General features: G+C 71.9%; 20 protein-coding genes and 1 pseudogene. 15 read left to right on the top strand and 6 right to left on the bottom strand.

Annotation, left to right across the window (positions count from 1 at the left end):
• The first annotated feature begins 175 nt into the window (after window positions 1-175).
• From VA596_RS29605 to VA596_RS29585, 5 genes are all read left to right on the top strand, one after another.
• A complete protein-coding gene (locus VA596_RS29605) occupies window positions 176-2,422 on the top strand; it encodes a polyribonucleotide nucleotidyltransferase (RefSeq protein WP_323331460.1) in 2,247 nt (748 codons plus the stop codon).
• Between the two features lie 97 nt (window positions 2,423-2,519).
• The gene (locus VA596_RS29600; RefSeq protein WP_323331459.1) at window positions 2,520-3,884 is read left to right on the top strand and encodes a M16 family metallopeptidase; all 1,365 of its coding nucleotides are present in this window, start codon (window positions 2,520-2,522) and stop codon (window positions 3,882-3,884) included.
• Window positions 3,881-4,621: a 4-hydroxy-tetrahydrodipicolinate reductase gene (gene dapB, locus VA596_RS29595; RefSeq protein ID WP_323331458.1), complete on the top strand. Its 741-nt coding sequence runs from the start codon at window positions 3,881-3,883 to the stop codon at window positions 4,619-4,621. Before VA596_RS29600 ends, dapB begins: the two co-directional genes overlap by 4 nt.
• Entirely contained in the window at window positions 4,618-5,064 is a 447-nt protein-coding gene (locus VA596_RS29590) for a tetratricopeptide repeat protein (protein WP_323331457.1), read from the top strand. The genes dapB and VA596_RS29590 overlap by 4 nt, the downstream gene beginning before the upstream one ends.
• Window positions 5,065-5,083: 19 nt before the next feature.
• On the top strand, window positions 5,084-5,866 hold the full coding sequence (locus tag VA596_RS29585) for a hypothetical protein (protein WP_323331456.1): 783 nt from the start codon (window positions 5,084-5,086) through the stop codon (window positions 5,864-5,866).
• On the opposite strand, the gene VA596_RS29580 is transcribed toward VA596_RS29585, so the two are convergent.
• Entirely contained in the window at window positions 5,814-6,332 is a 519-nt protein-coding gene (locus VA596_RS29580; protein WP_323331455.1) for a hypothetical protein, read from the bottom strand. The two genes, VA596_RS29585 and VA596_RS29580, sit on opposite strands and share 53 nt — an antisense overlap.
• Here VA596_RS29580 and VA596_RS29575 point away from each other — a divergent pair.
• A pseudogene (locus VA596_RS29575) lies at window positions 6,286-6,927 on the top strand (GtrA family protein); the annotation flags it as partial. The gene VA596_RS29580 and the pseudogene VA596_RS29575 sit on opposite strands and share 47 nt — an antisense overlap.
• Window positions 6,928-6,945: 18 nt before the next feature.
• On the opposite strand, the gene VA596_RS29570 reads toward VA596_RS29575, so the two are convergent.
• On the bottom strand, window positions 6,946-7,503 hold the full coding sequence (locus VA596_RS29570) for a GNAT family N-acetyltransferase (RefSeq protein ID WP_323331454.1): 558 nt from the start codon (window positions 7,501-7,503) through the stop codon (window positions 6,946-6,948).
• A 57-nt stretch (window positions 7,504-7,560) separates the two neighbouring features.
• Between VA596_RS29570 and VA596_RS29565 the strand changes: the two genes are divergently transcribed.
• Window positions 7,561-8,775, top strand: a complete 1,215-nt coding sequence (locus VA596_RS29565) for a winged helix-turn-helix domain-containing protein (RefSeq protein ID WP_323331453.1) — start codon at window positions 7,561-7,563, stop codon at window positions 8,773-8,775.
• A 72-nt stretch (window positions 8,776-8,847) separates the two neighbouring features.
• On the opposite strand, the gene VA596_RS29560 is transcribed toward VA596_RS29565, so the two are convergent.
• The 3 genes from VA596_RS29560 to VA596_RS29550 all read right to left on the bottom strand — a co-directional run bounded on the left by VA596_RS29560 (window position 8,848) and on the right by VA596_RS29550 (window position 11,513).
• Window positions 8,848-9,933 carry an ADP-ribosylglycohydrolase family protein gene (locus tag VA596_RS29560; protein ID WP_323331452.1) on the bottom strand — a complete coding sequence of 362 codons (1,086 nt, stop codon included), beginning with the start codon at window positions 9,931-9,933 and terminating at the stop codon, window positions 8,848-8,850.
• An 83-nt stretch (window positions 9,934-10,016) separates the two neighbouring features.
• Window positions 10,017-10,982, bottom strand: coding sequence for a DUF4097 family beta strand repeat-containing protein (locus VA596_RS29555; RefSeq protein WP_323331451.1), 966 nt, complete (start codon window positions 10,980-10,982; stop codon window positions 10,017-10,019).
• Between the two features lie 12 nt (window positions 10,983-10,994).
• Window positions 10,995-11,513, bottom strand: coding sequence for a toxin-antitoxin system HicB family antitoxin (locus VA596_RS29550; RefSeq protein WP_323331450.1), 519 nt, complete (start codon window positions 11,511-11,513; stop codon window positions 10,995-10,997).
• Between the two features lie 132 nt (window positions 11,514-11,645).
• On the opposite strand from VA596_RS29550, the gene thyX reads away from it, so the two are divergent.
• The 8 genes from thyX to VA596_RS29510 all read left to right on the top strand — a co-directional run bounded on the left by thyX (window position 11,646) and on the right by VA596_RS29510 (window position 21,056).
• Window positions 11,646-12,398 (top strand): FAD-dependent thymidylate synthase, encoded by a 753-nt coding sequence (gene thyX / locus VA596_RS29545; protein ID WP_323331449.1) that lies wholly within the window; start codon window positions 11,646-11,648, stop codon window positions 12,396-12,398.
• Window positions 12,398-12,796 carry an ACT domain-containing protein gene (locus tag VA596_RS29540; RefSeq protein WP_323331448.1) on the top strand — a complete coding sequence of 133 codons (399 nt, stop codon included), beginning with the start codon at window positions 12,398-12,400 and terminating at the stop codon, window positions 12,794-12,796. The genes thyX and VA596_RS29540 overlap by 1 nt, the downstream gene beginning before the upstream one ends.
• Window positions 12,797-12,965: 169 nt before the next feature.
• Window positions 12,966-14,207 carry an Nramp family divalent metal transporter gene (locus VA596_RS29535; RefSeq protein ID WP_323331447.1) on the top strand — a complete coding sequence of 414 codons (1,242 nt, stop codon included), beginning with the start codon at window positions 12,966-12,968 and terminating at the stop codon, window positions 14,205-14,207.
• A 25-nt stretch (window positions 14,208-14,232) separates the two neighbouring features.
• Window positions 14,233-14,673, top strand: coding sequence for a hypothetical protein (locus tag VA596_RS29530; RefSeq protein WP_323331446.1), 441 nt, complete (start codon window positions 14,233-14,235; stop codon window positions 14,671-14,673).
• 77 nt (window positions 14,674-14,750) lie between these two features.
• A complete protein-coding gene (locus tag VA596_RS29525; protein WP_323331445.1) occupies window positions 14,751-16,232 on the top strand; it encodes a serine/threonine-protein kinase in 1,482 nt (493 codons plus the stop codon).
• A gap of 101 nt (window positions 16,233-16,333) precedes the next feature.
• Window positions 16,334-17,347, top strand: a complete 1,014-nt coding sequence (gene dapA, locus VA596_RS29520; protein ID WP_323331444.1) for a 4-hydroxy-tetrahydrodipicolinate synthase — start codon at window positions 16,334-16,336, stop codon at window positions 17,345-17,347.
• Entirely contained in the window at window positions 17,344-19,041 is a 1,698-nt protein-coding gene (locus tag VA596_RS29515; protein ID WP_323331443.1) for a ribonuclease J, read from the top strand. Before dapA ends, VA596_RS29515 begins: the two co-directional genes overlap by 4 nt.
• Window positions 19,042-19,403: 362 nt before the next feature.
• Window positions 19,404-21,056 carry a VWA domain-containing protein gene (locus tag VA596_RS29510; protein ID WP_323331442.1) on the top strand — a complete coding sequence of 551 codons (1,653 nt, stop codon included), beginning with the start codon at window positions 19,404-19,406 and terminating at the stop codon, window positions 21,054-21,056.
• On the opposite strand, the gene VA596_RS29505 is transcribed toward VA596_RS29510, so the two are convergent.
• On the bottom strand, window positions 21,010-22,323 hold the full coding sequence (locus VA596_RS29505; RefSeq protein ID WP_323331641.1) for an amino acid permease: 1,314 nt from the start codon (window positions 22,321-22,323) through the stop codon (window positions 21,010-21,012). The genes VA596_RS29510 and VA596_RS29505 overlap by 47 nt on opposite strands.
• Window positions 22,324-22,406: the final 83 nt, after the last annotated feature.

The raw sequence follows: 22,406 nt of genomic DNA, 5'->3' as shown, positions 1-22,406 counted from the left end.
GAAACGGCGCGAGCGCGCCCGGGGAACCGTCCGCCGGTCCTCGGTAGTGGCTTCCGGGAAGAGTCCCGGGGGCTTCGATCGAAGACCGGCATCACTCCTCGAGCGTCCTCAGGCGAAACGGGTCCCAGGGTGGGAGACTCGCGCCGTACGAAGGAACCAAAGAGGAGAAGCATTTATGACCGACTCCACCGGAGTCACCGTGCACGAAGCAGAAGCCGTGATCGACAACGGCCGCTTCGGCACCCGCACCGTCCGCTTCGAGACGGGCCGCCTGGCCAAGCAGGCCGCCGGCGCCGTCGTCGCGTACCTCGACGAAGAGACGATGCTGCTCTCGGCGACGACCGCGTCGAAGCACCCGAAGGACCACTTCGACTTCTTCCCCCTGACGGTGGACGTCGAGGAGCGCATGTACGCGGCCGGCCGCATCCCCGGCGCGTTCTTCCGCCGCGAGGGCCGTCCCTCGACCGACGCGATCCTGACCTGCCGCCTGATCGACCGGCCGCTGCGCCCGTCGTTCACCGACGGCCTGCGCAACGAGATCCAGGTCGTCATCACCGTCCAGAGCCTCAACCCGGACGACCCGTACGACGTGCTGGCCATCAACGCCGCCTCGGCGTCGACCCAGATCGCCGGCCTGCCGTTCTCGGGCCCGGTCGGCGGTGTCCGCGTCGCGCTGATCGAGGACCAGTGGGTCGCGTTCCCGACCTGGTCGCAGCTGGAGAAGGCCACGTTCAACATGGTCGTGGCCGGCCGCATCGTCGGCGACGACGTCGCGATCATGATGGTCGAGGCCGAGGGCACCGAGAACACGCTCGACCTGATCGCCGCGGGCGGCAAGGCGCCGGACGAGGTCTCGGTCGCCGAGGGCCTCGAGGCCGCCAAGCCGTTCATCAAGGTGCTGTGCGAGGCGCAGCAGCGCCTGGCCGCCGAGGCCGCCAAGCCGACCGGCGAGTTCCCGGTCTTCCTGGCCTACGAGCAGGACGCCTTCGACGCCGTCGCCGCGATCGCGACCGACGACCTGGCGAACGCGCTGCAGATCGCCGGCAAGCAGGACCGCGACAACGCGACCGACCAGGTCAAGGCCGCCGTCCTGGAGAAGGTCGGCATCGGCGAGGGCGAAGCCTTCGAGGGCCGCGAGAAGGAGATCGGCGCCGCGTTCAAGGCGCTGTCCAAGAAGGTCATGCGCAAGCGCGTCCTCACGGACAAGATCCGCATGGACGGCCGTGGCCTCACCGACATCCGGTCGCTCTCGGCCGAGGTCGCCGTGATCCCGCGGGCGCACGGCTCGGCGCTGTTCGAGCGCGGCGAGACCCAGATCCTGGGTGTCACCACGCTGAACATGCTTCGCCTGGAGCAGCAGATCGACTCGCTGTCCCCGGAGACGCACAAGCGCTACATGCACCACTACAACTTCCCGCCGTTCTCCACCGGCGAGACCGGCCGCGTCGGCTCGCCGAAGCGGCGCGAGATCGGCCACGGCATGCTCGCCGAGCGCGCCCTGGTGCCGGTGCTGCCGAAGCGTGACGAGTTCCCGTACGCGATCCGCCAGGTCTCCGAGGCGCTGGGCTCCAACGGCTCGACCTCGATGGGCTCGGTCTGCGCGTCCACCATGGGCCTGTACAACGCCGGCGTGCCGCTGAAGGCGCCGGTCGCGGGCATCGCGATGGGCCTCATCTCCGACGAGGTCGACGGCGAGACCCGCTACGTCGCGCTGACCGACATCCTCGGGGCCGAGGACGCCATGGGCGACATGGACTTCAAGGTCGCCGGCACCAAGGACATCATCACCGCCCTGCAGCTGGACACCAAGCTCGACGGCATCCCCTCCGAGGTGCTCGCCGCCGCGCTGAAGCAGGCGAAGGACGCCCGGCTCACCATCCTGGAGGTCATCGCCGAGGCGATCGACGGCCCGGACGACATGAGCCCGTACTCGCCGCGCGTCACCAGCGTGAAGATCCCGGTGGACAAGATCGGCGAGGTCATCGGCCCGAAGGGCAAGATGATCAACTCGATCACCGAGCAGACCGGTGCCGACATCTCCATCGAGGACGACGGCACGATCTACGTGGGCGCGGCCGACGGCCCGTCGGCGGAAGCGGCGATCGACCTGATCAACGCCATCGCCAACCCGCAGCTGCCCAAGGTCGGGGAGCGCTTCCTCGGCACCGTGGTGAAGACGGCCGCGTTCGGCGCGTTCGTCTCGCTGCTGCCGGGCAAGGACGGCCTGGTGCACATCTCCAAGCTGGGCAACGGCAAGCGGATCGCCAAGGTCGAGGACGTCGTCAACGTGGGCGACAAGCTCCGCGTCGAGATCGCCGACATCGACAACCGCGGCAAGATCAGCCTCATCGTCGTCAAGGAGGACGAGGCCCCCGCCGAGGGCGCCCCGGCCGACGCCGACGCCGAGAAGGCCGACGCCTAGTCAGTCAGCATTGCGCGAGCTACCTGTCCGTGAAGGCCACATTGAGGGACTCTGAGTCCCTCGATGTGGCCTTCACGGCTGGTTGAGTAAGGAACCCATGGCACGGCAGGTTTCCGGGCACGAGCAGCCCGTCGGCACCACCCGCACGCTGGAGTCCACTTCGGACGGTGCGGTCGTCAAGCGCAGCGTGCTGCCCGGCGGCCTGCGCGTGATCACCGAGCACGTGCCGGCGTCCCGCTCGGCGACGGTCGGGCTGTGGGTCGGCATCGGCTCCCGTGACGAGCCGGACGCCGTCGCCGGCGCCGCGCACTACCTCGAGCACCTGCTGTTCAAGGGCACGACGCACCGCGACGCGAAGACGATCGCCGAGGAGATCGACGCGGTCGGCGGCGAGTTCAACGCCTTCACCGCGAAGGAGCACACCTGCTACTACGCACAGGTGCTCGACGCGGACCTCCCGCTCGCCGTGGACCTGGTCACCGACGTCGTGTTCGAGGCGCTCTGCACCGACCGCGACATGGACATGGAACGCAGCGTCGTCCTCGAAGAGATCTCGATGCGCGACGACGACCCCGAGGACCTGCTGCACGAGACGTTCGTCAACGCGATCCTCGGCGAGCACCCGCTCGGCCGCCCGGTGCTCGGCACCGAGAAGTCGATCATCGGCATGTCACCGGCGGCCCTGCGCGGGTTCTACAAGCGCCGCTACACGCTGCCGCGCATGGTGCTGGCCGTGGCCGGCAACGTCGACCACAGCCAGGTGCTCCGCCTGGTGCGCAAGGCGTTGAAGGAGCGGCTGACCGGCACCGCGACACCGGTCGCGCCCCGTGAGGGCCGCGCGCGGATCAAGACCCCGCCGAAGCTCGCGCTGCACACCGACGACACCGAGCAGGCGCACGTCATGCTCGGCCTGCGGTCGCTGTCGCGGCACGACGACCGCCGCTTCGCGCTGTCGGTGCTCAACGCGGCCCTCGGCGGCGGCATGAGCTCGCGGCTGTTCCAGGAGATCCGCGAGGAGCGCGGGCTGGCCTACCAGGTGTACTCGTCCGTCGCGAGCTACGCCGACACCGGCCACATGTCCGTGTACGCGGGCTGCCAGCCGGAGAAGCTCGGTGACGTCGCGGGCGTGATCCGCGAGGTGCTCGACAAGGTCGGCGTCGACGGACTGACCGAGGCCGAGGTGGCCCGCGCCAAGGGCCAGCTGCGCGGCGGGATCGTGCTGGGCCTGGAGGACACGTCGTCGCGGATGTCGCGGATCGGCAAGAACGAGCTCAACTACGCCCACTACCTGGGCGTCGACGACACGATCGCCCGCATCGACGCCGTCACCACGGACGAGGTGTGTGCGCTCGCTCGCACTTTGTTCGCGCGGCCGGGCGGGGTCTCGGCGGCGGCGGTCGTCGGGCCGTACGCTCACGCCGACGACCTTCCGGACGACCTGCACGAGGTGATCGCTTCATGACCGTCAACGTCGGTGTGCTCGGTGCGCGCGGCCGGATGGGCGCGACGGTGGTGAAGGCCGTCGAAGGCGCCGGCGACATGAAGGTCGTCGCCGCGCTGGACGCGGGTGACGACTTCGCGGCGCTGGCCGAGGCCGAGGTCGTCGTCGACTTCACCCATCCCGACGCCGTGATGGACAACCTGAAGTACCTGGTGGCGCACGACATCCACGCGGTCGTCGGCACCACCGGCTTCAGCGAGGAGCGGCTCGCCGAGCTGCGCGGCCTGCTCGAACCGAAGCCGTCGCTCGGGGTGCTGATCGCGCCGAACTTCGCGCTCGGCGCGGTGCTCGCAATGCGGTTCGCCGCGCAGGCGGCCAAGTTCTACGCTTCGGCCGAGATCATCGAGCTGCACCACAACCGCAAGGCCGACGCCCCTTCGGGCACCGCCGCGCACACCGCCCGGATGATCGCCGCGGCGCGCGCGGAAGCGGGCGTGGCGCCGGGTCCCGACGCCACGACGTCCGAACTGGACGGTGCCCGCGGTGCTTCGGTCGAGGACGTCCGGGTGCACTCGGTCCGGCTGCCCGGGCTCGTGGCGCACGAAGAGATCCTGTTCGGCGGCGAGGGGGAGACGCTGACCATCCGCCACGACTCGCTCGACCGGACGTCGTTCATGCCGGGTGTGCTGCTCGGCGTGCGCACGGTCCTGACGCGCCCCGGCCTGACGGTCGGCCTGGAGAACGTGCTCGACCTGTGAAGGCCCGCAACGTCGCGCTGCTGATGACGGCGGCGCTGGTCGTCTACCTGGTGCTGCTCGCGGACCGGGCGTTCGCGCTGTTCGCCTCCGGCACCGGGGCGGGCATCGCGCTCGGGATCGGCGTGCTGCTGCTGCCGATCCTGGGGATCTGGATCGTCGTCGTCACCTGGCGCAACGGCCTGCAGATCCAGCGGCTGTCCCGCCGCCTGGACAGCGAGGGCCAGCTCCCGGACGTCTCCGACCTGCCGCGCCGCCCGTCGGGCCGCGTCGACCGCGACGCGGCCGACGCCTGGTTCGACCAGCGCCGCGCCGAGGTCCAGGCCGACCAGGAGAACTGGCGCGCCTGGTACAAGCTCGCGTACGCCTACGACATCGCGGGCGACCGCCGCCGGGCGCGGGAGACGATGAAGAAGGCCCTGGAGCTGGAAGCCGCCGACCGCTGAGCCCGGCGGACTGGCGCCGGTGACGCTGCTGCTGAAGCTCGTGCTCGCGCCGCTGCTGGTCGTCGGGTCGTCCCTGGCCGGGCGCCGCTGGGGCCCGGGCGTCACGGGCCTGCTGGTGGCCCTGCCCGTTGTGGCCGGGCCGATCCTGGTCGTCACCTACCTGGAGCACGGCGCGGCCTTCGCCGCCCGGGCCGCGTCGGCCTCGTTGCTGGGGCTCGTGTCGCTGGCGGTGTTCTCGGTCGTCTTCGCCTTCGTGGCCCGCGCGCGGTCCTGGCCGGTGACGCTGCTGACCGGCTGGGCGGCCTGCCTCGCCGTCGACCTCGGGCTGTCCTTCACACCGGTACCGGCGTGGGTCGCGCTCGTCCTGGCCGCGCTCGTCGCCTGGGGCGCGGCGAAAGTCGTGCCCGCTGCTCGCGGCGAAGCGCGGCCGGTCGCGTTGCCGTGGTGGGACCTCCCGGCCCGCGCGGTGGCGACCGCCGTGCTCGTGGTCTCCCTGACCGCGGCGGCCGGCCGGCTCGGCCCGGACCTCACCGGGGTGCTCGCCCCGTTTCCGGTCGGCACCAGCGTCGTGGCCGTGTTCGCCCTGGTCCAGGGCGGTCCGGCGGCCGCGGTCGCGACCACGCGCGGGGTGCTGCGCGGGCTCGGCGGGTTCGCGGCGTTCTGCTACCTCGTGGCCGTGCTGGCCGAGCCGATCGAGGGCTGGGCGTTCCTGGTGGCCGCGGCCGGCGTGCTCGTGGTGCAGGCCGGCGTCAGTGGTGCATCCAGCCCGCGAAGACCGCGGGTGCGGCGGCGATCAGGCTGAAACGGATCCAGCGCCCGGTCAGCCCCGCCGTCAGGAACGTCATGAGGCGCATGCGGACCAGCCCGGCCAGCACGCTCGTCGCCATGAACGGCGGCAGGCCCACCAGCGAGCTCACGCCGTACGTGCCGGCCATCCAGTGCGGGTGGCGGTGGCAGCGCTCGCGCAGGGCGTCCACCCGGGCGCGGATCTTCTTCGTCCGCAGCTCCCAGCGCACCCTGCGCGCGGTCATCGGGCGTTCGCGGTGCAGGCGGTCGTGCAGCGGCTTCGGCAGCTTGATGGTGCCGCGCGCGGCCAGGTAGTACAGGGTCTTGCCGGCGATCTGCCCGACCGCGACGGCCGCGCCGAGCCACAGCCAGTGCAGGCCGGGGTGGCTCGCGCACAGCCCGATCAGGAACACCTCGGCGTTGATCAGCGGCACGATGGCCGAGCCGAACGCGACGCCCAGCGTCAGCAGGATCCAGCTCATCGTGTCACCTCCTGATTTGCTCCCGGTCTTTCAAGTTATCAGTTCGAAATCTCCGCGCACGGGGGTTGGCCCTACTCTTCGGCCGGTGGCAGGCACCAGAAGATCACCTGCCGGACGGTTTCCGGCCACCTGCCGCTGGAAACCTGACGGCGTGGCCGCCGAGCAACCTCCTACGCCCGCTGACCGGTTCGGCGCCCTGTGCCGGACCGTCGTGCGGTTCCTTCCCCTGGGTCTGTCGCGGATCGTGGCGCCGACGTTTCTGGGCTTCTGCCTGATCAACGGGTTCACCTTCGGCGTCGACCTGGGGCTGCTGACCGTTTTCCACGGACTGCTGGGCTGGCCGTTGTGGCTCGGCATCACGCTGGCCTACCTGTGTGCGTTCGCGGTGAGTTTCGTGCTCAACCGGACGTTCAACTTCCATTCCCACGCGGCCGTCGGATTCCAGCTGGTGCTTTACATCGGGGCGATCGCCGTCAATTACGCGGCGTTTCTGCTGGGTGTGGGCGCGGGACTGACCGCGCTCGGCCTGGAATACCACCTCTCGCGGGTGCTGGCGGGCGCCTGCGAGGGCGTCTTCATGTACTCCGTGATGCGCTGGGTGATCTTCCGGGACTCAGGCGAGGGACAGCGCGAGGGTGCCGGTGAGCCGGACCTCGCGGAGCATGCGTTCGCCGGTGTCGAGGGTGCGGACCGTGCCGTCGGGGTTCCAGCCGGCCCGGCGGTAGAAGCCGAGGGAGGCGTGGTCGCCCTGGGCGACCCAGGCGATGCCGCGGGTGGCGCCGTCGGCCCGCAGCCCGGCGGCGGCCGTCGCGAGTAGCCGTCCGGCGTGGCCGCGGCGGCCCCACCGCGGCTCGACGAGCAGGGTGGCGATCAGGCCGGTGGTGCCGGCGTCCTCGGGCAGGGACCCGTCGGCGGCGGCGACCTCGCCTTCGGGGGCGCGGCCCGCGACGCAGAACCCGACGGTGTACTCGCCTTCGGTGGCGACGTAGACCAGGCTGCCGGGGTAGTCGATGGTCTCGGCCCAGGTGCCGGCCAGGTCGGTCGCGTCCAGCTCGGCCAGGGCCTGCTTGCCGAGGAGGTCCTCGTAGGCGGCGTGCCAGGTCTCGCGCTGGATGCGGGCGATCTCCGCGGCGTCGGGCAGGTCGGCGGGGCGGACGGCGGCGTCGCTCATGGGCCTGAATCTAGCGGTGCGGTTTTTGTCGGTGGTGCCTGGCACCATGTGGTCATCATGCAGACGATCAGTGTCGCGACGGCCCGGAAGACCTTCCTGGCCGCGCAGGGCTTCGCCGACCCGCGTCCCTCCGGTGTGCCGTCGCGGCGGCACCTGAAACGCGTGCTTTCGCGCGTCCAGCTGCTGCAGCTGGACTCGGTGAACGTCGCGGTCCGGGCGCACTACATGCCGGTGTTCTCGCGCCTGGGTGCCTACGACCCCGCGTTGCTGGACAGCGCGGCGTGGTCGCACTCGGCGAAGCAGCCGCGCCTGCTGGTGGAGACCTGGGCGCACGAGGCGAGCCTGCTGCCGGTCGAGGACTGGCCGCTGATCCGCTCGGGCGCGAAGCGGGACGGCTGGTGGAAGAACTACGGGCCGCTGATCGAGAAGTCGCCGGGGCTGGTCGACGAGATCCTGTCGGTGGTCAAGGAGCTGGGCCCGATCGGCGCCGGCGGCATCGAGCGCCAGGTGGAAGCGGACGCGCAACGGCGCGGCCCGGGGTCGTGGTGGGAGCGCTCGGAGGTCAAGCGCGTCTGCGAGTACCTGTTCGGCGTCGGCCAGCTGACCACCGGCACGCGCCGGTCGTTCGAGCGGCTGTACGACCTGACGGAACGGGTGGTCCCGCCGGAGATCCTGTCGGTCTCGGTGTCGGCCGAAGAAGGCGCGCGCGGCCTGATCGAGCGTTCGGCGCGGGCGCTGGGCGTCGCGACGGAGACGGACCTGCGCGACTACTACCGCCTGGGCCCGGCCCCGGCCCACCAGGCGGTGGCGGAGCTGGTCGAGTCGGGCGTGCTGGAGCCGGTCGCGGTCCGCGGCTGGAAGGCGCAGGCGTACCGGCACTTCGAGGCGCGCACGCCCCGCGCGGTCACCGGCCGGGCGCTGCTGTGCCCGTTCGACCCGCTGATCTGGGAGCGGGCCCGGACCGAGCGGCTGTTCGGGTTCCACTACCGCATCGAGATCTACGTCCCGGAGCCGAAGCGGGTGTACGGGTACTACGTGTTCCCGTTCCTGCTGGACGGCGAGCTGGCGGCCCGGGTGGACCTGAAGGCCGACCGCGCCGCGGGAGTGCTGCGGGTCCAGGGCGCCTTCGCGGAGGAGGGCGCCGACGTGGCCCAGGTGCTCCCGGAACTGGCGGCGGAGCTGACGCACATGGCGGAGTGGCTGGGCCTGTCGGGCGTCGCGGTCGGCGCCCGCGGGGATTTGGCCCCGGCCCTGGCAAAGCTGGTCCGCTGACCCCTTCCACGCGTGTCGTCCATCCAGGTACGCGTGTCGTCCGCCTGAGTACGCGTGTCGTCCGCCGAGTCGCTAGTACCCGCGCGTCTGGGCGGACTCCGCCGCGAAGTCGTCCGCCAGCCGTGCGATCGTCGCGCGGCCCTCCACCTGGGACAGCCAGTCCCAGGGCAGCACGTCTTCGCCGTGCCACGCGCCGAGCAGGTTCCCGCAGATCGAGCCGGTCGAGTCGCTGTCGCCGGAGTGCGTGACGGCCAGCCGCAGCCGGGCGCGGAACGCCGTCTCCGGGTGCGCATCCCGCACGCTCACCGGCGCCAAAGCCGCGTACACGCCGATCGCCAGCGCCTCTTCGGCCACCCAGCCACCGCCCAGGGACTCGACCTTCTCGGGCGACGTATCGCCGGAGGACGCCAGCTCCAGGGCCAGGCGCAACGCCGCCAGCGTCTCCTCGTGCGACGGGTAACGCGAGAGCAGCCGCATCGACCGCAGCACCGCGGCCTCCAGCGACTCGCCTTCGAGCAGGTACGCGATCATCGCCGCGAACGTGCCCGCCGCGTGGTAGCCGGTCGGGTGGCCGTGGGTGATCTGCGCGCAGTTGGCCGCGACCACGTACGCGTGGTGGGCGCCGCCGGCGAACCCGAACGGCGCCGAGCGCATCACCGTGCCGCAGCCCTTGGAGTCCGGGTTCACCGGGCCCGGACGGCCGCTCGGCTCGGCGAACGTGTCCGGGGTGTGGTCCGCGCGAAGGCCCGAGAGGCAGGCCATCCCCGGGGCCCGCCGCGCGTAGAGCCACGGCTCCAGCCGCAGCTGCCCGGACCGGTGCCGCCGGTCCTCCGCGGGCGGCGGCGCCGGGTTCTCCTGCGTGTCCAGCCAGCGCAGGTACGCGTCGCGCACCAGGGACGCCATCGCGCCGCCGATGCCCTTCGCCTGCGCGCGGACCCAGCCGCGGTGGAAGCCCTCCAGGCTGAACAGCGTCATCTGCGTGTCGTCGGTGATCTCCGCGACGCCTTCGGCGTTCGCCACCAAGCCGACGGGCTGCCGGATGGCGGTGAGCGCCTGGAACTCCACCGGGTTGCCCAGTGCGTCGCCGATCGCCCCGCCGAGCAGGCACCCGCGCAGCCGCGCCCGGTACACCGCCCGGCCGGTCTCCACCGTCGTCATGGCGTCATCCTGGCACCCGCCGGGCACGGGAACGGGCCGTTCCCGGCAACCCCCTGCCGGAAACGGCCCGTCACCCCCTTTATTCAGCCGGCCGCGCGCGTCACCACGGCGTTGCCGGAGCCCGTGCGGGCGCGGACCTTGAGCTTCACGCCGCCCTCGGGGGCGGCGTCGGCGACGTCCAGCTCGCTGGACACGCGGCCGCCGCTGGAGGTCAGGTCGACCTCGGCGGCCGTGCCGCCGCGGATGCCGATGCGGACCTCGCCCGAGCCGGTGATCAGGTCGAGCGAGCCGGCGCCGGCGTCGGCCACCGAAAGGTCGCCACTGCCGGTGCGGGCCATCACCTCGCCGGACACCGCGCCCAGCCAGACGTCGCCGGTGCCGGTGGCCAGGGTCGCCGACCCGGCCAGCGACGTCGCCTCGACGTTGCCGCTGCCGCTGCGCAGCTGCAGCCCGCCGAGGACCGGGCCGAGCTTGATGCCGCCGCTGCCGGTGCGCACGGTCGCCGCGCCGTCGGCCCGGTCGAGCTTCACCTCGCCGGAGCCGGTCAGCACGTCCACCCGCCCGGCCGAGCCGGAGACGGTGACGTCCGCCGCGCCCGCCCGCACCTCGACGTGCGAACCCGCCGGCGCGTGCACGATCACCGACAGCGCGACGTTGCGCAGCTGCCACGCCTTCGGCGCCTGGACGACGAGCCGGTTGCCCAGCTTCTCGATCCGGCTCTGCTTCACCGCTTCGGCGGGGGAGGCCGTCGGGTCGACGCCCAGCTGGTCGCCGAAGCGCTCGCCGACCCAGGACAGCAGGTTGTTGACGCCCTCCACCCACGGCTGCTGCTCGCCCCGGTCGTGCCGCACCTCGACGCGGGCACCGGACTCGCCGGTCAGCACCAGTTCCACGCGCCCGATCGTCACGGCGACGTCCAGCTCGAGCGGCCCGCCGGCCTCGAACTCCTCGACGCGCGCCGGCTTGTCGGCCGTGGTTTCCCCGGCCGGAGCCGCTGCGGGCTCTTCGGCGGGGATCTCTTCGTTCGGTGTCGTCTGCTCTTCACTCATGGTCGTTTCCCCTCAGCCCTCGACCCAGCCGTGCAGGCGGGAGCCGCTCTGGTTGCTCTTGGAGTGGTGCTGCCGGTGGCCGCCGCCGCCCAGCGCGCCGTGGCCCAGCGCCCCCTGCACCGCCTGGGAGACGAAGGTGTTCAGCGAGACGCCCTGCGCCTGCGCCGCGCGCTCGGCCTGCCCCTTGATCTGCTCGACCAGCCGCAGGGTGATGCGCGTGATGTCACCGCCGTCGATCGGTGGTGGTGGCGTGGTGTCACGTGGTGTCGCGCTCGGCGGCGGCTCCTCGGCCGCGCCGGTCACGACCACGCGGACGTCCCGTCCGTCGAGCCGGACGTCGACGACCTGTCCGGGTAGGGTGGCGGTGACCTCGGCGGCGAGGTCCGCGAGGGCGTTCATCAACGTCAGGCGGACCGCGGGTTCGAGCGCGGTCGAGAGCAGGGCGGCCGCACGCCGGGTGTGCTCGTCCCCGGCGGAGGCCGTGTTCGCGAGGTCCTCGCGGAGGTTGGCGATGTACGGCGTCAGGTCCATGACGCCACTATGACGTCATTAGTGACGTCGGTCAAGGAGACGGTGGTGTCACGTGTCCCCCGGGAGTGGCCGCTCGCGCGCGGTTAGGCTGCGCTGGGAGTCGTGGAGCCGGGCCGGAGAAGGAGTGCGGACGTGGCCGAAACCGTGTCACCGAGAGTGCAGCTGATCGCGAAGACGGAGTTCTTCCCGCCCGAAGACGTGCCGTGGTCCACCGACGCGGACGGCGGCCAGGCCCTCGCCGAATTCGCCGGCCGCGCCTGCTACCAGTCCTGGAAGAAGCCGAACCCGGCCACCGCGACCAACGCCGGCTACCTCGAGCACATCATCGACGTCGGCCACCTTTCGGTGCTGGAGCACGGAACCGTCACCTTCTACATCACCGGCATCTCCCGGTCGCTGACCCACGAGCTGATCCGCCACCGCCACTTCTCCTACTCCCAGCTCTCCCAGCGGTACGTGCCCGAGCGCGACGCCGAGTTCGTCGAGCCCGAGGTCATCGCGAACGACCCGGTGCTGCACGAGAAGTTCCTCGCCGCGGCCCAGGCGAGCGTCGACGCCTACACCGAGCTGCTCGCCGGGCTCGAGGAGAAGTTCGCCGACGTGCCGAGCGCGACCCTGCGCCGCAAGCAGGCCCGCCAGGCCGCGCGCGCCGTGCTGCCGAACGCCACCGAGACCCGCGTCGTCGTCACCGGGAACTACCGCGCGTGGCGCCACTTCGTCGCGATGCGCGCCACCGAGCACGCCGACGTCGAGATCCGCGAACTGGCCGTCGACTGCCTGCGCGAGCTGCAGAAGGCCGCGGCGAACGTGTTCGCCGACTTCACCATCTCGACGCTGCCGGACGGCACCGAGATCGCCACGAGCCCGAAGGTTTTCGAAGGCTGATGAAACGCCTCGCTATCGACGTCCGGCCCGGCGAGTACGCCGTCGTCCGGCTGCCCGCGGACGCCCCGGTGCCGGCGGAGCTGCTCGCTCCCGGCGAACCGGCGTTCGTCTCGGTGACCCGCACCCCCGAAGAGCTGTCGGTGATCTGCCCGGCCGGGCGCGAGCCCGGCGGCGGGACGGCGTCGGAGGACGGCTGGCGGCTGCTGTCGGTCCGCGGCCCGCTCGAGTTCACCCTCACCGGCATCATCGCCGCGCTGGCCTCCGAGCTGGCCGCGGCCGGGGTCGCGCTGTTCTCGATGTCCACGTTCGACACCGACCACATCCTGGTCCGCGCCACGGAGCTCGACCACGCCGTCAAGGCGCTGCGCGAATCCGGCCACGAGGTCGCGCACCCCTGACCCGACGTGCCGTGAAGGCCACCTTGAGGGACTCAGAGTCCGTCAAGGTGGCCTTCACGGCTTTTCGGGGTACCCGGCCGCGCGGGTGGGAGCGGTCGCCCTTGTCAGGGAAAGTTCGGCGTGCCTAAACTTCGGTTTAGGGTTACCGACACCAGGCGGAAGGGCAGACATGGCTGTGACCGAGGCCGCCCGGCCGAAACTGGCGTCGCGCCTGCGGACGGGCTCGGCGCTGCTCGGCCCGGCGTTCGTCGCGGCCATCGCCTACGTCGACCCCGGGAACGTCGCGGCCAACATCAGCGCCGGCGCCCGCTACGGCTACCTGCTGGTCTGGGTGATCGTGGTGGCGAACCTGATGGCCGTGCTCGTCCAGTACCTCTCGGCGAAGCTCGGCCTGGTCACCGGGACGTCGCTGCCGGAGGCCCTGCGCGCCCGGCTGTCCCCGGCCGCGCGGCTGGCCTACTGGCTGCAGGCCGAGGTCGTCGCCATCGCGACCGACCTGGCCGAGGTCGTCGGCGGCGCGATCGCCCTCAACCTGCTGTTCGACCTGCCGCTCGTCGCCGGTGGCCTGATCACCGGCGCGGTTTCGCTGACGCTGCTGGCGGTCCAGGACCGCGGCGGCCAGCGCACGTTCGAGCGGGTCGTCACCGGGCTGCTGCTGGTCATCGCGATCGGCTTCCTGGCCAGTCTCTTCGTCGAGCCGCCGTCGCCCTCGGGCACGCTCGGCGGGCTGGTGCCGAGGTTCGACGGCTCCGGCAGCATCCTGATCGCCGCGGCGATGCTCGGCGCGACGGTCATGCCGCACGCCGTCTACCTGCACTCCGGCCTGGTCCGCGACCGCCACGGCCGGGCGGACGCCGGCAGCCGCCGCCGTCTCCTGCGCGCCACCCGCGCCGACGTCGGCCTGGCGATGCTGCTGGCCGGCGCGGTCAACCTCGGCATGCTGCTGCTCGCGGCGACGAACCTGCAGGGCCAGACCGGCGTCGACAGCATCGAGGGCGCGCACGGCGCCGTCGCGCAGGCCCTCGGCCCCGGCATCGCGCTGATGTTCGCGATCGGCCTGCTCGCCTCCGGCCTGGCGTCGACGTCGGTCGGCGCGTACGCGGGCGCGATGATCATGCAAGGCCTGCTGCACAAGAGGATTCCGCTGATCCTGCGCCGCCTGGTCACCCTCACCCCGGCTATCGTGGTACTCGCGCTCGGTGCCGACCCGAGCACGGCGCTGGTCGTTTCGCAGGTGGTGCTGTCGTTCGGGATCCCGTTCGCACTGGTACCGCTGATCCGGCTGACGGCCGACCGTGATCTGATGGGCATCGACGCCAACCGCCGTTCGACGACCATCGCGGCGTCACTGATCGCGGTGGTGATCATCGCGCTCAACCTGGTGCTGATCTACCTCACCATCACCGGCTGAGCCCTCGAGCAGGGAGGCCGCTGCCATGGCCGGGATCTTCGCCCTCAACGCCGAATGCGGGGGACGGGAGACCCACGCACGGGACCTCGCCCGCCACTTCGACGGCTGGACGTCCCGCGTGTTCTCCCACGGCACCGGCTGGTGGTGCGGTGTCACGCCGGAGGGGCTCAGCGAAACGGGCATCGGGTCCGGCGCGGACGCCGCGGCCACGACCGCGGCGGTGCGCCGGCTCTACTGGCTGCTCCGGACCGCGCCGCCGGTCTACCGCTACGCCCTCGCCGGCGGCGGCGGCGAGGAACTGCGCAAGTACGACACGCTCATGGCCGAAGACCTGACGCTCGTGCCCGGCCTCGTGGTCAGCGAGGACATCTGGGCCGCGGCCGGGCGACGGCTGGAGTTCAGCGACTTCGCCCCGGGCTACCGGTGGATCCCCTACCACGGGGAGCGGTACACCCCGGCTCGGTGAGTCACGATTTTGCGGAACCCCGAGCGCTCCGCGACGGTCCGACTAGCATCTGCGCGACCGCCGCTTGAAGGAGCACCGTGACCGACGAACAGACCCGGCCCTATCCACCCCGGGCCCCCGCGACGCCTGGTCAGCGGGTGGTCGCGGGCCGTTACGCGCTGCTCGGTGAGCTCGGGCGCGGCGGCATGGGCGTCGTGTGGCGGGCGCACGACCAGGTCATCGGACGGCAGGTCGCGGTCAAGGAACTGCGGCTGCCCGACGCCGAGTCCGCCGCCGTGTTCTCCGAGCGCGCGCTGCGCGAGGTGCGCACCGGCGGGCGGCTCAACGACCCGGCCGTCGTCACCGTGTACGACGTCGTCACCGACGGCGGCACCACGTTCATCGTCATGGAGCTCGTCGAGGCGCCGTCGCTGGCCGAGCTGGTGCGCCAGCGCGGCCCGATGCACTCCGCGCAGGCCGCGCAGCTGGGGGAGCGGGTGCTCGCCGCCCTGCAGGCCGCGCACGCCGCCGGGATCGTGCACCGCGACGTCAAGCCGGCGAACATCCTGGTCGCGCCGGACGGCCGGGTGAAGCTGACGGACTTCGGCATCGCCCACGCCATCGACGACCCGCGCCTGACGACCAGCGGCATGATCGTCGGCTCGCCCGCCTTCATGGCGCCGGAGCGCGTCGAAGGCCGCGAAGCCATGCCCGAGTCCGACCTGTGGTCCCTGGGCGCGACGCTGTTCTACGCGGTCGAAGGCACCATGCCGTTCGAGCGGTCGACCACCGCGGCGACGCTGCACGCGATCATGACCGAGATCCCGTACCTCACCCGCGGCCACGGCCCGATCGCCGCGGTGATCCTCGGCCTGCTGGTGGCCAAGCCGGAGGCCCGGCTGACCGCGGCCCAGGCCCAGAACCTGCTGACCACGGCCCAGGGCGTGCGGCCGACCCCGCCGGGCGGCACGGCGCTGACCCCGCCGCTCACCCGCGTCACGCCGCAGCCGCCGAAGAAGAACCTGCGCGCGCTGTGGCTCTCGCTCGCCGCCGTGCTCGTCGTGGCCGCCCTGGTCGGCGGGTTCTTCGCGGGCCGGGCGTTCGAGAAGCCCCCGGTCGACGCGCAGAAGCTGCCGACGATGACCTTCGGCGTCGGTGGCCAGCTGAAGGCGGACATCACCGACTACGACCGCTGCTTCAACGCCACCGTCCAGGAAGGCGCCATCATCGGCGACAACAAGGGCGACTGCGACAAGACCCACACGCTCGAGGTCTACGAGATCGCCGACGTGCTCTCGGTCCAGAGCTGGACCACCGACGACGTCGCCGTCGCCGCCTACCCGGGGCTGGACGCCGTCACGGCGGTCGCCGAAGCCCGCTGCGCGACCGCGTTCCGCTCGTCGCTCGTGCCGGAGGCCAAGCGCGAGGGCCTGACCTACCGCGCGCTCGTGCCGACGCAGGCCGAGTGGCAGAGCGTGCCGCAGGAGAGCGGCGAATACCCGACCCGCTGGTTCTACTGCGTGCTCGCCAAGTCCGACGGCGGCCCGATCACCGCGCCGATCGTGACCAAGGTCAAGTAGAAGTTCCGCGACGAGCGGCGTCCTCGCGGAAATCCTCCGCACTTCGCGTACCCGACCAGGTCGGCGCGGTTTTCGCCGGACCGACGGGGTACCGTCTGGGCATGTCCAACCCACCTGCCGCAGCGCCCGGACGGCCGTTCGGGCGCGTGCTCACCGCGATGGCCACCCCCTTCGACGCCGACGGCGCCTTGGACCTGAAGCGGGCGCAGGAGCTGGCCGAGCACCTCGTGGACCTGGGGAACGACGGCCTGGTCGTCAACGGCACCACCGGCGAGAGCCCGACCACGACCGACACGGAGAAGCAGGAGCTGATCCGCGCCGTCGTCGAGGCCGTCGGCGACCGCGCGACCGTCGTCGCCGGCGCGGGCACCAACAACACGGCGCACAGCGTCGAGCAGGCGAAGCAGGCCGAAGCGGCCGGCGCGCACGGCCTGCTGGTCGTCACGCCGTACTACTCGCGTCCCAGCCAGGCGGGCCTGTTCGCGCACTTCACCACCGTCGCCGACAGCACCGGCCTGCCGGTGCTGCTCTACGACATCCCGCCGCGCTCGATCGTCCCGATCGAGGTCGACACGCTGCTGCGGCTGGCCGAGCACCCGCGGATCGTCGCGGTCAAGGACGCCAAGGGCGACCTCATCGCCGGCTCCGAGGTCATCGCCAACACCCACCTCGCGTACTACTCGGGTGACGACGGCCTGAACCTGCCCTGGCTGTCGGTCGGCGGCGTCGGCGTGGTGAGTGTGATCGGTCACGTCGTCGCGGGCCGGATCCGCGCGATGATCGACGCCTACGAGAACGGCGACACGTCCACCGCGCGCACCAACCACCGCGGCATGCTGCCGGTGCTGCGGGCGATGTCGCGGGTCGGCGGGGTCGCGTTCAGCAAGGCGGCCCTGCGGCTGCGCGGCTTCGACATCGGCGACCCGCGCCTCCCGATCGTGGCCCCGACCACCGAGCAGACGGCCCTGATCGCCGCCGATCTGGCCCAGGGCGGCGTGCCGCTGGGCGACACGGCGGCCCAGGACTGGCATGGTGAGCGGGTGGCACATGCAGACTCGAGGGCCGCCTACGTGGCGCCTACCTCGCACACCAGCGTTGGGACCCTGCCTCGGTGAGCTCACTTCCCCCAGGTCCAGGCCCCACCAACGCCCCTCCCGCGCTTCCCGACGGAGCCCTGCGCGTGGTCGCGCTCGGCGGCATCGGCGAGGTCGGGCGCAACATGACCGTCTTCGAGTTCGCCGGCCGGCTGCTCATCGTCGACTGCGGGGTGCTCTTCCCCGAGGACGACCAGCCCGGCGTCGACCTGATCCTGCCCGACTTCCGCGCGATCGAGGACCGGCTCGAGGACATCGAAGGACTGGTGCTCACCCACGGGCACGAGGACCACATCGGTGCCGTCCCGTTCCTCCTGCGGCTGCGGCCGGACCTGCCGATCTACGGCTCGAGGTTCACCAACGCGCTGCTCGCGGCCAAGGCCAAGGAGCACCGGCAGCGGCCGAAGCTGATCGAGGTCCGCGAGGGGGAGCGCCGCGACGTCGGCGTGTTCAACCTCGAGTTCTTCGCGGTGAACCACTCGATCCCGGACGCGCTGGCCGTGGCCATCCGCACCCCGGCGGGCGTCGTCCTGCACACCGGCGACATCAAGCTCGACCAGCTGCCGCTCGACGGGCGCCTCACCGACCTGGCCGGCTTCTCCCGGCTCGGCGACGAGGGTGTCGACCTGTTCTGCGTCGACTCGACCAACGCCGAGGTCCCCGGGTTCGTGATGCCCGAGCGCGACATCGGCCCGGTGCTCGACGACGTCATCCGCCGCGTGGACCAGCGCGTGATCGTGGCCTGCTTCGCCAGCCACGTGCACCGCGTCCAGCAGGTGCTCGACGCCGCGCACCGGCACGGCCGCCGGATCGCGTTCGTCGGCCGGTCGATGGTCCGCAACATGGGCATCGCCGCCGAGCTCGGCCTGCTCAACGTGCCGGACGGGCTGCTGGTCGACCTCGACCAGGCGAGCAACCTGCCGGAGAGCAAGGTCCTGTTCGTCTCCACCGGGTCGCAGGGTGAGCCGCTCTCGGCGCTGTCGCGGATGGCGCGCGGCGAGCACCGGCAGATCTCGATCCGCGCGGGTGACACCGTGGTGCTGGCCAGCTCGATGATCCCGGGCAACGAGACCGCGGTGTTCGGCGTGGTCAACGGCCTGACCCGGCTCGGCGCGAACGTCGTGCACCAGGGCAACGCCAAGGTCCACGTGTCCGGCCACGCGTCGGCGGGGGAGCTGCTCTACCTGTACAACGCCGTCCGCCCGAGCAACGTCATGCCGGTCCACGGCGAGTGGAAGCACCTGCGCGCCAACGGCGAGCTGGCGATCCGCACCGGCGTCGCCCCGGACAACGTGGTGATCGCCGAAGACGGCGTGGTCGTCGACCTGGTCGACGGCAAGGCCACCCGCACCGGCCGCGTCGAGGTCGGGCACGTCTACGTCGACGGCCTCTCGGTCGGCGACGTCGGCGAGTCGACCCTGTCCGACCGGCTGGTGCTGGGCGAGGGCGGGTTCATCTCGATCAGCGTGGCGGTGGACTCCAGCACGGGCCGCCCGGTCAGCGCCCCGACGGTGTCCGGCCGCGGCTTCTCCGACGACCCGAAGGCGCTCGACGCCGTCGTGCCGCTGGTGGAGATGGAGCTGGCGCGCACGGAGGCCGAAGGCATCACCGACACCCACCGCATCGCCCAGGCGGTCCGCCGGGTGGTCGGCCGCTGGGTCGCCGACACCTACCGCCGCCGCCCGATGATCGTCCCGACGGTCATCCCGGTCTAGACCTCGGCGCCCGTGAGGGGCACCTTCAGGGACCTGACGTCCCCGAAGGTGCCCCTCACGGCGTTTCAGCGCCCGGCTTTGGCGAGCAGCAGAGCGACGGCGACCGTGGCCGTCTGACGGGCCAGGTCCCACCGGGCCCGGCGCTGTTCGGTGCGTGTCGGCTTCATGCGAACCCCCTTCGACGGCACCCAGTGTTCCGTGGCGAGCGGCCCGGGACATCCCGCCGGAGTACGAATCGCCTCCGACCCGGGGATGAGGTTTCGCTGGGTTGCAGCGGTACTTACGCCGTCCGGACCACGTGCCGCCACTGGACCGCGGACTAGCCTGGGGGACCACCCGCCTCGGGAAGAGAGGCCGCACCGATGGGACGTCATTCGCCGGACGGGCGACGACGCCGCCTGCTCGTGCCCGCCTTCGCGACCGGTCTCGTGGTCGTCCTCGGTGCCACGGCCTGGGTGACTGTTTCGGTGGTGCGGTCCCGCCCGGCGTGCGAGAACCCGGCGCAGGTCCTCGTCACGGCGTCCCCGGACATCGCGCCCGCGCTGTCGCTGGTCGCCCGCGGCCTGGACCTCGACTGCGGGTCCGTCGAGGTCCAGACCCGTGAGGCGACGCTGGCCGCCGAAGCCCTCGCGATGTCCGACGGCAGCCCGCGGCCGCAGGTCTGGGTGCCCGACTCCACCCTTGCGCTGCGCCGCGCCCACCAGCTCGGCGCCGCCGACGTCCCCGACACCGGCGCGTCGGTGGCCAGCTCGCCGGTGGTCCTGGCGGTCGCGGAGGCGGCGGCGAAGGGCCTCGGCTGGCCGTCACGCACCTTGAACTGGGCGGACGTCCTCGCGCCGGACGCCGCGGGGGTCGTCCCCGGCATGCCCGACCCGGCCCGCGACGCGGTCGGCGCGACGGCCCTGCTCGGGATCCGCGCCTCGGTGCGGCCGGGCCCCGACGCCGCGGCGGCGTTCGTCGCGCAGCTGCGGCGGTTCTCGGTGAACACGCTCGGCGGGGACACCGACCTCATCGCGCGGCTGCCGGGCTCGAGCGACGGCACCGGCGCGGGGGCGGTGACGGCGTTCCCGGCTTCGGAGAACTCCTTGCTGCGCCACAACGTCGAGGACTCGACGTCGCCGCTGGTCGCCGTCTACTCGACCGCAGTGCCCACTTTGGACTATCCGTTCGCCGAGCTGGGCGGGATCACGCCGCCGCAGCAGCAGATCGTCGACAAGCTGCGCGACGCGATGCTCAACGGCTCGGGCGGTGACGCCATCGCGAAGACCGGCCTGCGGGCCGCGGGCGGCCAGGCGCTGCGCGAGCACACCGGCGACGCGCGGGTGGCGCCCGCGGGCTTCTGGACGGTCGGCCTGCCGGAGGCCGGCGACGTCGACCAGCTGCTCAGCCAGTGGGCCGGGATCAACCTGAGCGCGCGGGTGCAGGTGCTGCTGGACGTCTCGGGTTCGATGAACGCGCAGGTGCCGGGGACCGGGCTGAACCGGATGCAGCTGACGACCGAGGCCACGGCCAAGGCGTTGCACCTGTTCAAGCCGACGACGCAGCTGCGGATGCTGGAGTTCTCGACCCGCCTGGACGGCGACAAGGACTACCGCGAGATCCTCCCGATGGCCTCGGTCGCGCAGCACCTGGCCAGCGGCGCGCTCGACAAGCTGAACCAGCTCAAGGCCACCGCCGACGGCGGGACGGGCCTCTACGACAGCGTGCTGGAGACGTACCGCACGGCGCGCCGCGAGTGGGAGCCCGGCCGGCTGAACCTGGTGATCGTCGTGACGGACGGCCGCAACGAGGACCCGAAGGGCATCAGCCGCGCGGACCTCCTGACGGAGCTGGCCAAACTACAGGACCCCCGCCGCCCGATCCGCCTGATCGGAGTGGGCGTCGGCCCGGACGCGGACAAGGCGGAGCTGGACGACCTGACCAAGGCAACGGGCGGAAGCGCTTTCGTGGCCGCGGACCCGGCAAAGATCACCGAAGTGTTTTTCGGCGCCCTGAGCCGGATCGCCGGCGGATGAGGGCGTAGACCGCCAGGATCACGGCCAGGCTGATCAGGCTCAGGTACAGCTGGGCGCGGGTGTCGTCGTCGACGAACAGCATCGATGCCACCACGACCAGCGTCGCGGCCAGCGTCACCCAGCTCAGCCACGGGTAGCCCCACATCCGCAGCTTGAGCTCCGAAGCTTCGAGACGCCGTCGCATCCGCAACTGCGAGCCGCAGATGATGGCGTAGACGAACAGGGCCACCGCGCCCGCCGAGTTGATGATGAAGTAGAAGATCTTGTCCGGGGACAGGTAGCTCATCACCACCGCCACGTAACCGACCACAGTGGACACCAGGATCGCCTTCCACGGCACGCCGCGGCGGTTCGTGTCCGCGATCCACGACGGCGCCCAGCCGTGGCGGCGCAGCGCGAACAGCATGCGGGAAGCCGTGTACAGCCCCGAATTCAGCACCGACAGGGCTGCCGTCAGGACGACCGCCGACACGATCGTCGCCGCGGCGGGCACGCCGAAACGGCCGAACGCCGCGGCAAACGGGCTCGTCTCGCTCGGCACCTCACGCCAGGGCGTGATCATCACCAGCAGAGCCACCGAGCCGACGTAGAACACGATGACGCGCCAGACGATCGTCGACGTCGCCTTGCGCACTGCCGTCTCCGGCTCGTCCGACTCGGCCGCCGCGATGGTGACGATTTCCGCGCCGAAGTACGAGAAGATCACGATGACCACGCCGTGCACCACGGAGAACGGGCCGTTCACGACGAAGCCGTCGAGCCCGATGTTGCCGGCCGAGAAGTGCGCGCCCGGCCAGAGCCCGAGCACGAACAGCAGGCCCAGCACCAGGAACACGACGATGGTGGCGACCTTGATCGAGGCCAGCCAGAACTCCGTCTCGCCGAACGAGCGCGCCGACGCCAGGTTCGTCGCGGTCAGCAGGAGCATCAGCGCCAGCGAGAACACCCACTGCGGCACACCGGGGATCCAGCCCTGCAGGATCTTCGCGCCGGCGACGGCCTCGAACGCCACGACGCCGACCCAGAAGTACCAGTACAGCCAGCCGATCGTGAAGCCGGCCCAGCCGCCGAGGGCCTCCCGCGCGTACTCCATGAACGACCCCAGCGACGGCGCCGCGGTGGCCATCTCGCCGAGCATCCGCATCACCAGCACGACGAGCAGGCCGCCGAGGGCGTAGGACAGCACGGCCGCCGGGCCGACGGTGTGGATCACCGCGCCGCTGCCGATGAACAGGCTCGCGCCGATGATCCCGCCGAGGGCGATCATCCGGACGTGCCGCTGGCGCAGGGTGGGCCGCAGCCCCTCGGTGCCGGTCTTCGTCAACGCCGTACCTCCCCGGTTGGTGTGCG

Source organism: Amycolatopsis heterodermiae, assembly GCF_034929455.1.
Classification (GTDB): Bacteria; Actinomycetota; Actinomycetes; order Mycobacteriales; family Pseudonocardiaceae; genus Amycolatopsis; species Amycolatopsis heterodermiae.
This window is presented reverse-complemented; position numbering and strand designations above follow the sequence as displayed.